General features: G+C 39.9%; 17 protein-coding genes. 13 read left to right on the forward strand and 4 right to left on the reverse strand.

Translation table 11 applies throughout. The features are described 5' to 3' along the window. The first annotated feature begins 130 nt into the window (after positions 1 to 130). From D9X91_RS11190 to D9X91_RS11210, 5 genes are all read left to right on the forward strand, one after another. Positions 131 to 1,180: a helix-turn-helix domain-containing protein gene (locus tag D9X91_RS11190; RefSeq protein ID WP_158598295.1), complete on the forward strand. Its 1,050-nt coding sequence runs from the start codon at positions 131 to 133 to the stop codon at positions 1,178 to 1,180. Then, positions 1,177 to 2,658, forward strand: a complete 1,482-nt coding sequence (locus D9X91_RS11195; RefSeq protein WP_121680717.1) for a RecQ family ATP-dependent DNA helicase — start codon at positions 1,177 to 1,179, stop codon at positions 2,656 to 2,658. The genes D9X91_RS11190 and D9X91_RS11195 overlap by 4 nt, the downstream gene beginning before the upstream one ends. Then, positions 2,655 to 3,260 carry a CPBP family intramembrane glutamic endopeptidase gene (locus D9X91_RS11200; protein WP_121680718.1) on the forward strand — a complete coding sequence of 202 codons (606 nt, stop codon included), beginning with the start codon at positions 2,655 to 2,657 and terminating at the stop codon, positions 3,258 to 3,260. Before D9X91_RS11195 ends, D9X91_RS11200 begins: the two co-directional genes overlap by 4 nt. Then, positions 3,250 to 3,933, forward strand: a complete 684-nt coding sequence (locus D9X91_RS11205) for a LysM peptidoglycan-binding domain-containing protein (RefSeq protein WP_121680719.1) — start codon at positions 3,250 to 3,252, stop codon at positions 3,931 to 3,933. Before D9X91_RS11200 ends, D9X91_RS11205 begins: the two co-directional genes overlap by 11 nt. An 86-nt stretch (positions 3,934 to 4,019) precedes the next feature. Continuing rightward, positions 4,020 to 4,475, forward strand: a complete 456-nt coding sequence (locus D9X91_RS11210; protein ID WP_121680720.1) for a DUF2663 family protein — start codon at positions 4,020 to 4,022, stop codon at positions 4,473 to 4,475. Positions 4,476 to 4,501: 26 nt separating this feature from the next. Here D9X91_RS11210 and D9X91_RS11215 read toward each other — a convergent pair whose 3' ends face one another. Genes D9X91_RS11215 through D9X91_RS11225 form a run of 3 tightly spaced genes read right to left on the reverse strand, consistent with a single transcriptional unit; the run spans position 4,502 to position 5,580 of the window. Next, positions 4,502 to 5,071, reverse strand: coding sequence for a manganese catalase family protein (locus D9X91_RS11215; protein ID WP_121680721.1), 570 nt, complete (start codon positions 5,069 to 5,071; stop codon positions 4,502 to 4,504). A 21-nt stretch (positions 5,072 to 5,092) separates the two neighbouring features. Continuing rightward, positions 5,093 to 5,353: a spore coat protein CotJB gene (locus D9X91_RS11220; protein WP_121680722.1), complete on the reverse strand. Its 261-nt coding sequence runs from the start codon at positions 5,351 to 5,353 to the stop codon at positions 5,093 to 5,095. After that, entirely contained in the window at positions 5,350 to 5,580 is a 231-nt protein-coding gene (locus D9X91_RS11225; protein ID WP_121680723.1) for a spore coat associated protein CotJA, read from the reverse strand. Before D9X91_RS11225 ends, D9X91_RS11220 begins: the two co-directional genes overlap by 4 nt. Positions 5,581 to 6,013: 433 nt before the next feature. On the opposite strand from D9X91_RS11225, the gene D9X91_RS11230 reads away from it, so the two are divergent. The 7 genes from D9X91_RS11230 to D9X91_RS11260 all read left to right on the forward strand — a co-directional run bounded on the left by D9X91_RS11230 (position 6,014) and on the right by D9X91_RS11260 (position 12,248). Continuing rightward, positions 6,014 to 6,646: a CBS domain-containing protein gene (locus tag D9X91_RS11230; RefSeq protein WP_121680724.1), complete on the forward strand. Its 633-nt coding sequence runs from the start codon at positions 6,014 to 6,016 to the stop codon at positions 6,644 to 6,646. A gap of 52 nt (positions 6,647 to 6,698) precedes the next feature. Continuing rightward, a complete protein-coding gene (locus D9X91_RS11235) occupies positions 6,699 to 7,073 on the forward strand; it encodes a hypothetical protein (RefSeq protein ID WP_121680725.1) in 375 nt (124 codons plus the stop codon). A 9-nt stretch (positions 7,074 to 7,082) separates the two neighbouring features. Beyond that, positions 7,083 to 7,850 carry a metallophosphoesterase gene (locus D9X91_RS11240; RefSeq protein ID WP_121680726.1) on the forward strand — a complete coding sequence of 256 codons (768 nt, stop codon included), beginning with the start codon at positions 7,083 to 7,085 and terminating at the stop codon, positions 7,848 to 7,850. 106 nt (positions 7,851 to 7,956) lie between these two features. Continuing rightward, entirely contained in the window at positions 7,957 to 8,853 is an 897-nt protein-coding gene (locus D9X91_RS11245) for a MerR family transcriptional regulator (RefSeq protein ID WP_121680727.1), read from the forward strand. Positions 8,854 to 8,931: 78 nt separating this feature from the next. Continuing rightward, positions 8,932 to 9,528, forward strand: coding sequence for an adaptor protein MecA (locus D9X91_RS11250; RefSeq protein ID WP_158598296.1), 597 nt, complete (start codon positions 8,932 to 8,934; stop codon positions 9,526 to 9,528). A 197-nt stretch (positions 9,529 to 9,725) separates the two neighbouring features. Then, entirely contained in the window at positions 9,726 to 11,003 is a 1,278-nt protein-coding gene (locus D9X91_RS11255; RefSeq protein WP_121680729.1) for a Glu/Leu/Phe/Val family dehydrogenase, read from the forward strand. Between the two features lie 276 nt (positions 11,004 to 11,279). Next, positions 11,280 to 12,248, forward strand: coding sequence for a YpdA family putative bacillithiol disulfide reductase (locus tag D9X91_RS11260; RefSeq protein ID WP_121680730.1), 969 nt, complete (start codon positions 11,280 to 11,282; stop codon positions 12,246 to 12,248). A 68-nt stretch (positions 12,249 to 12,316) separates the two neighbouring features. On the opposite strand, the gene D9X91_RS11265 is transcribed toward D9X91_RS11260, so the two are convergent. Beyond that, positions 12,317 to 13,288, reverse strand: a complete 972-nt coding sequence (locus D9X91_RS11265; protein ID WP_121680731.1) for an asparaginase — start codon at positions 13,286 to 13,288, stop codon at positions 12,317 to 12,319. 112 nt (positions 13,289 to 13,400) lie between these two features. Between D9X91_RS11265 and prsW the strand changes: the two genes are divergently transcribed. Beyond that, positions 13,401 to 14,093 carry a glutamic-type intramembrane protease PrsW gene (gene prsW, locus D9X91_RS11270; RefSeq protein WP_121680732.1) on the forward strand — a complete coding sequence of 231 codons (693 nt, stop codon included), beginning with the start codon at positions 13,401 to 13,403 and terminating at the stop codon, positions 14,091 to 14,093. The last annotated feature ends 246 nt before the right edge of the window (positions 14,094 to 14,339 follow it).

Raw genomic sequence — 14,339 nt, forward strand, 5'->3', positions numbered from 1 at the left:
TTTTAAACCCTTGTATGATAAGGCTTTCATCAATAGCAGTGTTTCCTCCCCATCAAAGAAAACCACCGGATTGTGTCGATTCATGTTAAAATGTAATGGATCGATACTCTACAAATTAAGGGGTTTGAACATGACTTTTTTTCAAGCAATCCTATTAAAATGTTTGATTGCTATCAAAGAAGAGCGGACGGTATATTCCATTTACCATATCCTTAAAGGCAAAAAATCTTCCCAGTCCATCCAAGATTCCCACCTATATGGACTGCGCAGCTACTTCCAGTTGTTCCCAATGATCGAAAGGAAGGAATTTGATCAAACCATGCAGGAAATGAATGATCTGGCTTTGGTGGAAAAAACTTCAGAAATTCATTTTAGAGCGACCTCTTCCGGGATAGAAGCACTCGAACAGTATTCCAATCTGCTTTCCGAAGATTCCCATGTGGACGGAAACCTGCAGGATAGTATGCTGGTCTTTTGGAAAAGGCTCACTCTCTTGATTCAAGTCATGTCCCACTTAATTCGCAGGGAGTCTCATTATTATCCTATTCAACGTGAACGGGAACTATTACAATGGATAAAATTATTTCTGAAAAGGAATCGAAATTCAAGAGAAAAAATTGCTTATCATACATACGAGGAATTAAAGAACCTCTTAAACAAACAGACCTTCGAAAATCCGATGGTTTTCATTCTGCGTCTAACGGGTCAAGGCAGAATCGGCTTGACAATGAAGCAGGCTGCAGCACAGTTACAGCTGGAGGAAACTGAATACTATTTTCGGTTCATGAACGTACTGCATTATTTCATGAAGGAAATCCTGGCATCTCCTCAGGAATATCCAATTTTGGCGTCCTTGATAGAAGATAGCATCCAGCCGCTGCCCATGACAGCTTCAACGATTGAAACGTATTACTTATTGAAGCAGAATCATTCCATAATGGATATAAGTGCTATGAGAAGATTACAGCCGAGCACCATAGAAGACCATATTATCGAAATTGCCATAAATGATCCGAACTTTCTTATCGAGCCTTTTGTAAGCAGGGATGAATCCGATCATATATTAATGGCTGCAAAACAGAACGGAGGATTAAAATTAAAGCCCATAAAAGAAGCGGTTCCGGATGCATCATATTTTCAAATTAGATTAGTGTTGGCGAAATGTGGGGGTAATCGATGATATTAGAACAAGTTTTGCATAAATATTTTGGTTATTCTTCCTTTCGGACCGGCCAAAAGGAAATCATCCAGACAGTCCTTGCCGGAAAAGATACGATTGCGATGCTGCCCACAGGAACAGGAAAGTCGCTATGCTATCAGCTGCCGGGTTATTTATTGAAAGGGTCAGTTTTGATAATCTCACCGCTGTTATCTCTGATGCAGGATCAAGTCGAGCAATTGAAAGCGAATGGGGAGAAACGGGTGGTCGGACTGAATTCATTCCTGACATTTGATGAAAAGAAACATGTCTTATCAACCTTAAAAAAATATAAATTTATATATGCTTCACCGGAGAGGCTTGCGAATCCGGCTTTGATGAATAAATTAAAAAATATGGATATTTCATTATTTGTCATCGATGAAGCCCATTGCATCTCACAATGGGGACATGATTTCAGACCAGATTATTCCGGGTTGGGAAAAGTACGAATGGAGTTGGGATGTCCCGCAACAATGGCCTTGACAGCGACAGCCACCGAGAGTGTCAGGAAAGATATAGCCTCCAGTTTAAAGCTGAAGGATGCCGAGGAATGGATTTTCTCAGTGGATCGAAAGAACATCGGAATCTATGTTAAAGAACTTCAAAGCCATCAAGAAAAGTTCGATGAACTTCTTTATTTAGTGAAGAATCTGCAAGGCGACGGAATCATTTACTTTTCAAGCAAAAAGATGGCTGAGGAAGTAAGCGATTGGCTCGGAAGCTGCGGAATCAGAAACGTCGCAGCATATCATGGGGGAATGGATCAAGAACAAAGGATACTGATTCAGCAGCAGTTCTTATACGGACAGTTGAATATCATATGTGCTACAAGTGCGTTCGGTATGGGAATCAATAAAGATAATATTCGATACGTCATCCATTTTCATATGCCCTCTAGACTTGAATCCTACATACAGGAAATAGGAAGAGCCGGCAGAGACGGCAATCCGAGTGCTGCGATTTATCTTTCAGCACCGCATGATGAGCAACTCCCGATGCATCTAATCGATAATGAGATGCCATCTGAGTCACAGATTGAAGGGTACTCTTCGATGATGAATAAAGCTGAAAGTGAGAATGAAATTCGTCAGGTCCTTGATTTAACAGAAACCCAAGCCAGATTTTTAAATCATTTTTTTAAAAGTCACAGCGGGCAAAATGAGGATATTGATCTAGTTGAAGCGGCCAAGGGCTTCTGTGCGGAACGGTGCCGCGATAAATATGAGCAGCTTTCAATCATACAGAATTGGGTCAGTTCAAAAAATTGCAGAAGAGAGGGCATCCTTCACTTCTTTAACGAAGAGCTCGGACAAAAGCCATTGCTTTGCTGCGATCGATGCGGCCTGGATCTTAGTTCCTATTTCCATACAGAAAAAAACGGGATTGAAGAGGATTCCGAGATGGAGTGGGATCTGATTTTGAGAAATATTTTATTGGGTGATGTGGTCGAGAAATGAAAAAACAATCAGAAATCATCAAAAGCCTGACCGCCCAGGAACTTGCGTTTCATGTTTATTCTACTCAATTTGTCCTATTAACGATTTCCATTCTTTTAGGTATATTTTTATTTGATAGTGTTAGGGAAGTTTTTGAATTGTTCAGGTGGAATACTCGTTTTGTATTGTTAGGAATAACCATGGGCTCTGTTGTTGTTCTATTGGATATAGGCCTTATGAAACTTCTTCCTGAAAAGTACTATGATGATGGAGGCATCAATGAAAAAATTTTCAAAAACCGGACCATTCTTGAAATTCTTTTCTTTGCCATCACAATCGCCATATGTGAAGAACTCCTTTTCAGAGGAATCATACAAACACATACAAATTGGATTGTTGGCAGCATTATTTTTGCCCTCATACATATTCGTTATTGGGGACATTGGTATTTAATCGTTAATATTCTTCTGCTGAGCCTATTGATCAGCGGTTTATATGAATGGACGGATCAATCGCTGCTTGCCGTTATGTTCATGCATTTTATCATCGATTTTTTGCTGGGCATAGTGGTTCGGGAAAATGCAAAGAAAGCTTTAAAAGAAGGGATGAACCATGAGAACTGACGAATATCGGGATCAAGCTGAAAGGCTGCGAAAAAGAATCGACAAAATTGAACCGAGTCAATCGGAGCTCTCGGAAAACAAAACAAGGGGCACGTTGCCGCCTCGCAACGAACATCATAGGCAAAAAAAGAAAAAGACTAAATGGAATCCAAAGTTTCCATTAATCAAATTATTAATGCTTTCATTTATTTTACTGCCCATTTCTATCTTTGGGCTCTATACTTATTTTGAAAAACATCCGATCAGTACCCCTGTATTGAATAACGGCGTAGGTGAAGAAGTTTCTTTCTCAAGTTCAAGTGAAGATTCATCCAGTGAACATGTGTCTGCGAAAGAAAATAATGATATTGATGCCTCACCTGATGAAGCACAAGATAACAAAAACAATGGCGAAAATAAAAACGTCCAACAAAAAGACAAACCACAAGATTCATCTGCTGTGGATGTTAAGGATAAACCAGATTCAATTGCTGATGAAAAGAATGAAAACCAAAAAAAGGAAGATGAATTGAATGTGGTTGAGCATACCGTTCAATCAAATGAGACCATTTATCGAATCGCGATGAATTATTTCCATTCCAAGGATGGGATTGAGAAGATAAAAGAATATAATCACCTGCCAAGCAACGACATTGAAGTAGGACAAGTATTAAAGATTCCATTGCCGAAATGAATTTTTTCAAAGACCTTGAATCAAGGTCTTTTTTTTGTACTAGCCCTTATTGATTCTACATAAATTTTAGTAATAGGAGGTGGAAAATGGAATCATCAATAATCATGCTGGATGGGGACACGGACCAAGCCACAAAGCAAATGCTCGAAAATGTAGTGAAAAGAAAGAAAAAATATGAAAAGTATAAGAAAAGGCATTTAATTGTATTGTGGGCGGCAGTCTTTATTACATTTGGTTTTCTTTATTATATCTATAAAGCAATATTGATAAAATACTCATATTCGTTCGCAGAAGTCTTTTCTGTATTTGTGAATGCCCAGAGGAATATGTTTTTTTTATTGACCGCTGCTGGGCTTTTTGGATATGCTAAAATCCTTTACAATAAAAGGGAAAAAACTGAAAAAGAATATCATGCACTGCGCTGTGAAATCATTGATAAAAGCAAGGATCTGTGGCGGGATGACCGGTGGAAAAACCGGCACAACGTATTCGAAATGATGAAAAAAGAATATGATATCAATTTGTATCATGAAAGCAAATAAAATAAGAGAAGGAGGAAATCCTTCTCTTAAAATATTTTCTTTCGATCTCTTTCTTCCTTGAGGATCTCCACAGCCTCCCTGAAACGCTGGGAATGGATGATTTCCCTTTCCCTTAAGAAACGGAGTCCATCGTTCAAATCAGGATCATCACTCATATTGATGATCCATTGGTAAGTTGCACGAGCTTTTTCCTCTGCTGCAATATCTTCATATAGATCTGCAATCGGGTCTCCCTTGGCAGCGATGTAGGAAGCTGTCCAAGGCACGCCACCTGCGCTTTCGTAGTATAAAGCATTGTCGTGGTTTGCATAATGAGCCCCTAATCCAGCTTCTTTCATTTGGTCCGGGGTGGCATCTTTTGTCAATTTATAAACCATCGTAGCTATCATTTCAAGATGTGCAAATTCTTCTGTCCCGATATCCGTCAATAATCCAATGACTTTGTCCGGGATGGAATAGCGTTGGTTCAAGTATCGGAGTGCCGCTGCAAGCTCTCCGTCGGCCCCGCCATATTGTTCTATCAAGAATTTTGCCAGCTTTGGGTTGCAGTTTGATACCCTTACTGGATATTGAAGTTTCTTCTCATATACCCACATTGAATAACCTGCCTCCTATCATTACACCTGCCATGGCCAAGGTGCTTCCTTCCAGTCCCATGGATATTGTGAATAACTGTAGCCATAATTGGTCAATGCACCGAATTGCTTTTCAAATTGTTTTTTGATGTGTTTGCGGTTTTTGACAAAAGTATTGAACTGCTGGATTGCTTCCATGTCATCGGGATGGGTATCCAAGTACAAGGTCAGCTCGACGATGACAAAATCCACTGTTTGCAATTCTTCCAATAAATCATAATATTCCTGCGGGAGCTGCTTCATTCTGGAACATCCCCCTTTGTTCTCTCATATGGACTGTAGTAGGGATCATAGAAAGCCTTCCAAAGTGTACCGGTGCGAATTGCTTCCTTCGGTGTGAACTGAGGGAGATTCGGAGGTTGAAATCCCATATACAAATTTGGAGGAGTGGAATAGGTTTTAACTCTGATCGGAGGACAAGGATCAAATGGGCTTACATATGGGTTATAACTTTTATACCATGAGGACATAGATCATATCCCTCCTAAACATTTATCAATTAATTTTATGGCCAGCAGCAGAAATTATGTCATTTACTTTGGCTGTTATCTCAAATGTTGATGTCATTACAGTATTTTTGAAAAGGCTGTTTTCTCAAAGATTGCTTCTTTTAAAAAGTTTTCAATGAAATAACTCATCATATGATGATGATGATTGGAGCGGAGGGTGCCGGGCTTCGGAGGAACAGCGGGCAAGTTGGAAAAGCTGCGGGGCTGTGTCCAGGAGCTAGACAGGCGAGAGGCCACGGAGGCTCCCGACCCGCCTGCGGAAAGCGAAGACTTGCACGGAAATTAACAGCGGTATTTAAACAAAGCCAAACAATTAAATGAAAAAGCAGGGATTTATCTAGTTTTGTTGAAATATAAATGCAAAGTCGGATATTAATGATTATGAGGTGATGGTATGTTTGTAAAGAGTATTATGATCCCAAAGCATCAGTGCCATGTGATTCAATGGGATGACACGGTTGAAAAGGCATTAGCCGTCTTGGAGGAAATGCAGATCGATGGGCTTCCTGTTTTGAATGAAGGAAAATTTGAAGGAATTGTTACCCGGTTCAGCATTTTCCAAAGTTTCTTCCAATCGACAAAAGAGAAAAAAGAATTTTTAAATACAACTTTGGTGAAGGATGTATCGACCCACCAAGAAAAATATTTGAATGGCAGCGAGATTTTTGAAGATACATTATTGGAGTTGAAAGATTTTCCACTAATGGGTGTCATTGATGACAATCGAATGTTTCAGGGCATAGTCACTCGATTTGACGTATTGGAACAATTCCAAAGCGCCTTCGGAGTCAATCGAGCAGGTGTAAGGATAGCCTTCACATCAGTCGAGACAGAAGGACGGATTGCCAGACTGGCTGAGATCATTCAGCAATTCCATGAGTCGGTGATCTCGTTGATCACCTTTGATGAGACTGATAAATTAGTAAGAAGGATCGTCTTGAAGGTCGAAAAGAAAAATAATATCGAAAAGTTCATTAAAAAGCTGGAAAAGTCCGGGTTCAGAGTGTTGGATATACACGAAGAATAGAAGTAGTATGTAAAACAAATCCCTCTCATATATGTATATGGGAGGGATTTGTTTGTTTTTTCATTTGTTTAAGCTATTAATTGGGATAGTTTGCGGGTATTTATTCATTACATGGCTTCCACCTATAGACCCCTTTAACCTGTCTGGATTCATTGTCCAGCTTGTGTTGGATCCGATCAGGTTTTTTGCGGCCAGTACTGCATTCTTTGTCGGTTTCATCAATAATGCAAAGTTATTTCAACAAAATGCTCTCATGCTGCTTGGCACCAAAACCAAAAAACAGCAATTGGCTGGCATTGCTTTATTCTGTGCACATATCGGAACATATTTTTTCTTCATTCATTATGGAGCCTGGGAAGGGATGATTTTTTTCAGCTTTTCCATTGTTTATGGTATGATTTCAATAGATTTTATGGAAACGATTTAGGAGGACTGCATGGTTTATTTTTTTATGTCAATAATCTTGATTGGAATCATTTTACTTATATACATGTACGTGGAAGCAAAGCGAAATAGAGTGTTATTTCAGACCTTCTTATTTGAAAATTATCCTGATGGAGCAGATCCTCTAAGGATTTTCTTTATTTCTGACATTCATCGCCGAGTTATCCATAACAAAATCATCGATGAAGTGAAAAGCAAGGCGGATATCGTCATTATCGGCGGGGACTTGTTAGAACGCGGGGTTTCCATTCAAAAGGCGAAAGAAAACCTTTCTTTGCTAAAAGAAATTGGCCCCGTTTATTTTGTATGGGGCAATAATGACTATGAAGTTAATCATGAAGAGCTTGTTTCTCTATTTCATGAACTTGAAATTATTATATTGAAAAACGATTCAGTCCAGCTTTTGAATGATGGAGGAAATCACATTCATTTATTGGGTGTGGATGACTTGAATCAAAAGACCGCAAGGTTGGATAAAGCATTGGAAGGCTGCAGCAAGGAAAGCTTTAAGATTCTTGTCAGCCATGATCCGAAAATCATGAGAAGAGTCAAAAGCGATGAAAATATTTCTTTAATCCTGTGCGGTCATACACACGGAGGGCAAATACATATTTTCGGTTACAGTCCGTATGAGAAAGGGAAAATTTATGAGTTTGGCAAAGCCCGTTTGCTCATAAGCAATGGATACGGGACGACGGGGGTCCCACTAAGGCTGGGAGCCAAACCGGAAACTCATGTCATTACAATCCAGCATGGATGATTATTTTACAGATTTTATTCATAACCTATACAAATTTTACACAACCCTTTTCATCCATTATAATCATGAGAGAAAATGGTTTGACGTATGATATGGGGGATGAAAAATGAGCAATCATGAAGAAGGAAAGTATAACATCAAAGCAGTTTCCAAGATGCTTGGCATTCAGCCGGGGACTCTCAGGGCTTGGGAGCGCAGATATAATATGATTGCACCTGTTCGCAATGAATCCGGACATCGACTATATACAGATAGGCATGTAAAGATTTTAAAGTGGCTTGTTTCAAAAGTGAATCAAGGATTTACTATAAGCCAGGCAGTCTCATTATTGGACAAGCAGGAATTCCAAGAAAGCTCAGAAGAATATTTGCAGACTGATCGAGTGGCAGATGAACTTCTTCAAGCACTTTTAAACTTTGAGGAAGCGAAGGCCCAGGAATTGATCAACACTGCTTTTGCGCTGTTTACAATCGATAAAGTCATTATCGATATATTAGCCGGTTTGCTGGTCAAGATTGGTGATTTATGGGAAAACGAGAAAATTACAACCGCACATGAACATTTTGCAACCTCCATATTACGCTCGAGAATCGGCATGATTATGCATTCATTTCCTCACAATGGAATTCTTCCAAAGGTTGTGGCGGTGTGCGGTCCAGGGGAATGGCATGAACTTGGTCTTTTGATATTTACCTTATATGTGAGGAGAAAAGGCTTTGAAGTTATTTACCTCGGTACGAGCATAAAAGAGGAAGATCTCGATATAGTGCTTCAAACCGTGAATCCCAAATTTCTTTTTCTTTCATGTACAATGCGTGGAAACCTGGATAAGACTTTGAAAACCATCGATCATTTAAAAGAATCGTTCCCTGAAGTGGAGATAGGTGTAGGTGGTTTTGCTGTCGATACGATGAGTTCCGGTGTAAAGGAACACTATGTGGAGCATGTTGTTGGACAATCCAAAAAGGATTGGGACAATTGGCTGAAATCGAAGATGGCATAACATAGTATTAGACAAAGAACCTTATCAAGCCTTCGACATAGTATGGTGGAAAGAGCCATATTCAGGGGGCGGTGCACTATGAAATTGGAAAGACTCTCAACGAACAAAATAAAATTCTCGATAACATTTGATGAGCTTTCAGATAAAGGATTTCTTCAAGATGAACTTTGGAAGGAATCATTGATTTGGCATGAGCTCTTCGATGAAATGCTGGAAGAAGCGAAGAATGTCTACGATTTGGAAATGGCTGGTGCGGTTTCAGTTGAGATTTATTCACTTACCTCAAAGGAAATCGTGCTGATTCTTACATTGGATGCACTCGATGAAGATTATTATGAAGAATGGTCCGAAGAAGATGATGAATATGAAGATGAAGAAGATGCAGAAATCGACGAGGATTCAGCGGTCACATATATTTTTAAATCGATCGACGCAGTTGTCCTGCTTGCACAACGGCTTTCCTCCTCACCTGCCTTTAATAGTTCGCTTTATTGCGTGGAAAATGACTACTATTTAATCTTTGAAAAAATAAACGATTCAAGCCTTGATCGAATTGAAGCATTGAGCGAAGAATATGGATCATTGGCGAATAGGACGATGCATTACGTAATGGAATATGGGAAACTGCTCATTCAAAATCAGGCAATTCAAATACTTAATACACATTTTACATGAGAATAGAAACTTTATATAAGGGTTCATGATTGGACTCTTTTTTATTTGTCATGAATCATTTTTGGCAGCGCTTTCAAATATTCGCGAAAAAAATATTTTTATACTTTGCATAAATGTGTCAAAGGTGTATACTATGTCATGAAAGACGGACAGTAGTCCATTTAATTGGATTGATCGAACTAGGAGGGTTTACAGGAATGGTAGCCGAAAAGGGTGCTGAAAACACACACAACGAAGATAATCACGATGTTTTAAAGTCAACACAAACTGTTATCCACAATGCTTTAGAAAAGCTTGGTTATACGGAAGAAGTATATGAACTACTGAAAGAACCAATGCGGATGATGACAGTTAAAATTCCGGTTCGCATGGATGATGGAACTGTGAAGGTTTTCACAGGTTATCGTGCCCAACACAATGATGCAGTTGGTCCCACAAAAGGTGGTATTCGCTTCCATCCAAATGTTTCAGAAACAGAAGTAAAAGCACTTTCCATTTGGATGAGTTTGAAATGCGGTATTGTTGACTTGCCATATGGCGGAGGGAAAGGTGGAATCATCTGTGACCCTCGTGATATGTCATTTAGAGAACTGGAAAGATTAAGCCGTGGATATGTTCGTGCAATCAGCCAAATTGTAGGTCCCAATAAAGATATCCCTGCTCCGGATGTATTTACGAATTCGCAAATCATGGCTTGGATGATGGATGAGTATAGCCGAATCGATGAATTTAATTCACCTGGTTTCATTACAGGAAAGCCGCTTGTACTTGGCGGATCACATGGCCGTGAATCAGCAACAGCCAAAGGGGTCACGATCTGCATTAGAGAAGCTGCTAAAAAGAAAGGTATTCAGCTTGAAGGTGCTCGAGTCGTCATTCAAGGTTTTGGGAATGCAGGTAGCTTTTTAGCGAAATTCATGCACGATGCGGGAGCAAAAGTTGTCGGGATTTCCGATGCATATGGAGCCCTCCATGATGAAAATGGTTTGGATATAGATTATTTATTGGATCGCCGCGACAGTTTTGGGACGGTGACAAAATTATTTAAAAATACTCTTACTAATAAAGAACTTCTGGAATTGGATTGTGACATCCTTGTTCCAGCTGCGATCGAGAATCAGATTACTGAAGAAAATGCCCATAACATCAAAGCAGGCATCGTCGTCGAGGCTGCAAATGGTCCGACTACTTTGGAAGCGACGAAGATCCTGACTGAACGTGGAATTCTCCTCGTCCCTGATGTATTGGCATCAGCCGGCGGTGTTACCGTTTCCTATTTTGAGTGGGTTCAAAACAATCAAGGCTATTATTGGACAGAAGAAGAAGTCGAGGTAAAGCTCGAAAAAATCCTTGTGGCATCATTTGAAAATATATACAATACTTCCCAAACACGCCGTGTAGACATGCGCCTCGCCGCTTACATGGTCGGTGTGAGGAAAATGGCTGAAGCATGCCGCTTCAGAGGCTGGATCTAATAAAAAGTTGACCTTAACATTCAACTATGAGTAATGAAGAATATATTTTATTTTTACAGTCTTTTGGCAGGGGAATCGGCTAGACTCCTGCGGAAAAACGGAGCCAATTGCCCTGCGATTACGGAGCTTTACTTGAGAAAGCGTGAGCCATTTAAATTGCAACACTAAACAAAATCTCCTATCATATGATGATGGGAGATTTTTTAATGAAAGTAAAATTCCCTTTATACAAAGGATAATCAATAAAGATTCGTTGTTGTGCAAGGAGTGGAAAAAATGAAATATGAAGATAGTATCATCATTGGTGGTGGCCCGTGTGGATTGTCTGCAGCCATTGCGCTCCAGAATCATGGGAAATCTCCATTGGTGATTGAGAAGGGCAATATTGTCAACGCCATTTATCATTACCCAACCCATCAAACATTTTTCAGTTCAAGTGAAAAACTTGAAATAGGGGACGTCGCGTTCATTACTGAAGAACGGAAGCCGAAACGAAACCAGGCCTTGACTTATTACCGTGATGTAGTAAAAAGAAAAAATATTCGCATCAATCGATTTGAAGAAGTGAAGCAAGTATCCAAACAGGCAGATGGGACATTTGTGGTCGAGACTTCAAAGCAAACGTATGCATCCCCGTACGTTATCGTTGCGACAGGGTATTATGATCACCCCAATTATATGAATATTCCTGGTGAAAAACTGGATAAAGTGTACCATTATTTTAAAGAGGCGCATCCCTTCTTTGACACCGATGTAGTCGTCATCGGCGGAAAAAACTCAGCTGTAGATGCAGCATTGGAATTGAACAAGGCTGGTGCAAGAGTTACTTCATTATACAGGGGAAGTGAATATTCCAAGAGTGTTAAACCTTGGATCCTGCCTGAATTTGATGCATTGGTGCGAAACGGACAGGTTGACATGGAATTCAATGCGGATATTCTTGAAATAACATCATCTTCCGTTGTATATTCTGTCCGGGGAGAAAGAAAAGAAATAAAAAATGACTTTGTTTTTGCCATGACTGGCTATCATCCAGACCACAGTTTTATTTCAAAGATGGGTGTCAATATCAACGCTGAATCCGGAAGGCCGGAATATGACCCAGATACAATGGAAACGAATCAGCAAGGGATATTCATTGCCGGCGTTCTGGCTGCCGGAAACAATGCCAATGAAATCTTTATTGAAAATGGAAGGTTCCATGGTGAATTAATTGCTCAAAGTATTCAAGAACGGGAAAAGTAAGGAAATAAAGCCCCGCCTTCCTTGTATGTTGGGAGGCGGGGCTTTATTTTAGAGTGAAATTGTTTAAGTCATTGTTTGAAAATGGCCCGAATTTCGTTGGTATCTTTTGTATGAGACAAAGAAATGAGAAGTTTTAGCCTTGCTTTTTGTCCATTCAATCCATTTGAAAAGATGACGCCCATATCACGCAATTGTTTTCCTCCGCCATCATAACCGTATACATCCTGGACAATCCCATTGAAGCATCTCGAGACAATGACCACCGGGATATCATTTTCATGAAGCTTTCGAATCCCTTCAACTGCATCCGGAGGCAAGTTCCCTTGTCCAAGCGCCTCGATGACGACGCCATCGTATTGGAGCTGGTTAATCGCCAGAAGCAATGAAGAATCCAAGCCGGCATATGCTTTAATTAAGGCGACCCGATTGGAAACGTCTTTAATATCATATCGTTCTTTATAAGTAGGGGAATGGTGGAACATAACCCCTCGCTTGGTCACGATCCCAATTGGGCCATACTGAGGGCTTTGAAAAGTCGATACGTTGCTGGTGTGGGTTTTTGTGACATTTTTGGCCGTATGAATTTCATCATTCAACACGACTAGGACCCCTTTGTTTTTTGCTTCCTCGCTCGCAGCTACACGAAGGGAAGAAATAAGGTTGTATAGCCCATCCGAGCCGATTTCATTGCTTGACCTCATTGCACCGGTTACAACAATTGGAATATTAGCTTGTACGGTAAGATCCAAAAAATAGGCAGTTTCTTCTAGTGTATCCGTACCATGGGTGATGACTACCCCATCAATGCTGTTCAAATTATACTCTTCTTCTATAATGCCTTTCAAAGCCAGCATTTCAACCGGTGTTACGTGTGGGGACGGTAAATGAAAGGGTTCTTTTACAATTAAGTCACCTAGATTATTTAATTTCTCGGTTTGCGTCGTTAATGGGTTATTTATTCCAGGAATCACCGAACCTGATGAATCCTCCATCATGGAAATTGTGCCACCGGTATGTAAAATCAGTATTTTTTTCTTCATATCATTTCCTCCAGTTCGTCAGTGTACATATTTCCGAAAACAGAAAAGGATATTTCCATCCCTCCCATAACATGATACGATTAAGAAAACAGAAAGAAAAGAGGACTTTTTTATGCTGGTGATATTATCAGCTGGAATTGCACCAGGTCTTGCCCTTCTAAGCTATTTTTATTTGAAAGATCAGTATGAGGCAGAGCCGGTAGCGATGGTTTTTAAAGCTTTTATGTACGGAGCCATTCTTACTTTTCCGATTATGTTTATACAGTATGTATGTTCAGTTGAAAACATTTTTCCATTCAATTGGTCCAAAGCATTTCTTTCGGCAGGGCTGTTAGAGGAATTCTTTAAATGGTTCATTTTGATATTTACCGTATACCAGCATACCGATTTCAACGAGCCATATGATGGAATCGTTTATGGAGCAAGTGTATCACTTGGGTTTGCAACGGTTGAAAATATTTTATATCTTATTGCCAATGGTGTGGAACATGCTTTTTATCGAGCGCTTCTGCCAGTTTCCAGCCATGCATTGTTCGGAGTGATCATGGGCTTTTATTTAGGTAAAGCAAAATTCTCTTCAAGCGGCCATCAAAAGCGATGGATATTTTTTGCTTTTATCATTCCATTTATGCTGCATGGATTTTATGATTATACGATTTTAACATTCAATACTTGGATATATTACATGGTGCCATTCATGCTGTTTCTTTGGTGGCTCGGTTTAAGGAAAGTCAAACAAGCGCGTGAATTATCAGAGGAACATCATAAAAAACTAATATGGAAAGATAAAGGTTCAACCCTCTAAAGAATGGGTTGAGCTTTTTTTTGCGAAGATTATTTCCGTCAAGTTTGTTCCTTGCATCATGAGTATGGAAGGAAGGATGCTCTCTTTATGAAGGGCCTCATACGAAGTGAGGTCGTTTGATGTTGGCACAGGACAAGGAAAACTGCGTCGTGCCGAACTTACCTCTCCTCGGCTTCGATTGCAAGGGCTTACCTGACCGCTGATCCCTCCGGAGACTCGCTTCACCCGCTCCAATCAACATCCTAT

It is taken from the genome of Falsibacillus albus (assembly GCF_003668575.1).
Classification (GTDB): domain Bacteria; phylum Bacillota; class Bacilli; order Bacillales; family DSM-25281; genus Falsibacillus; species Falsibacillus albus.

Bases quoted from the DNA above. Each gene is read 5' to 3' on its own strand.
- D9X91_RS11190 (WP_158598295.1), top strand. From the start codon at position 131: ATGACTTTTTTTCAAGCAATCCTATTAAAATGTTTGATTGCTATCAAA.
- D9X91_RS11195 (WP_121680717.1), top strand. From the start codon at position 1,177: ATGATATTAGAACAAGTTTTGCATAAATATTTTGGTTATTCTTCCTTT.
- D9X91_RS11200 (WP_121680718.1), top strand. From the start codon at position 2,655: ATGAAAAAACAATCAGAAATCATCAAAAGCCTGACCGCCCAGGAACTT.
- D9X91_RS11205 (WP_121680719.1), top strand. From the start codon at position 3,250: ATGAGAACTGACGAATATCGGGATCAAGCTGAAAGGCTGCGAAAAAGA.
- D9X91_RS11210 (WP_121680720.1), top strand. From the start codon at position 4,020: ATGGAATCATCAATAATCATGCTGGATGGGGACACGGACCAAGCCACA.
- D9X91_RS11215 (WP_121680721.1), bottom strand. From the start codon at position 5,071: ATGTGGGTATATGAGAAGAAACTTCAATATCCAGTAAGGGTATCAAAC.
- D9X91_RS11220 (WP_121680722.1), bottom strand. From the start codon at position 5,353: ATGAAGCAGCTCCCGCAGGAATATTATGATTTATTGGAAGAATTGCAA.
- D9X91_RS11225 (WP_121680723.1), bottom strand. From the start codon at position 5,580: ATGTCCTCATGGTATAAAAGTTATAACCCATATGTAAGCCCATTTGAT.
- D9X91_RS11230 (WP_121680724.1), top strand. From the start codon at position 6,014: ATGTTTGTAAAGAGTATTATGATCCCAAAGCATCAGTGCCATGTGATT.
- D9X91_RS11240 (WP_121680726.1), top strand. From the start codon at position 7,083: ATGGTTTATTTTTTTATGTCAATAATCTTGATTGGAATCATTTTACTT.
- D9X91_RS11245 (WP_121680727.1), top strand. From the start codon at position 7,957: ATGAGCAATCATGAAGAAGGAAAGTATAACATCAAAGCAGTTTCCAAG.
- D9X91_RS11250 (WP_158598296.1), top strand. From the start codon at position 8,932: ATGAAATTGGAAAGACTCTCAACGAACAAAATAAAATTCTCGATAACA.
- D9X91_RS11255 (WP_121680729.1), top strand. From the start codon at position 9,726: ATGGTAGCCGAAAAGGGTGCTGAAAACACACACAACGAAGATAATCAC.
- D9X91_RS11260 (WP_121680730.1), top strand. From the start codon at position 11,280: ATGAAATATGAAGATAGTATCATCATTGGTGGTGGCCCGTGTGGATTG.
- D9X91_RS11265 (WP_121680731.1), bottom strand. From the start codon at position 13,288: ATGAAGAAAAAAATACTGATTTTACATACCGGTGGCACAATTTCCATG.
- prsW (WP_121680732.1), top strand. From the start codon at position 13,401: ATGCTGGTGATATTATCAGCTGGAATTGCACCAGGTCTTGCCCTTCTA.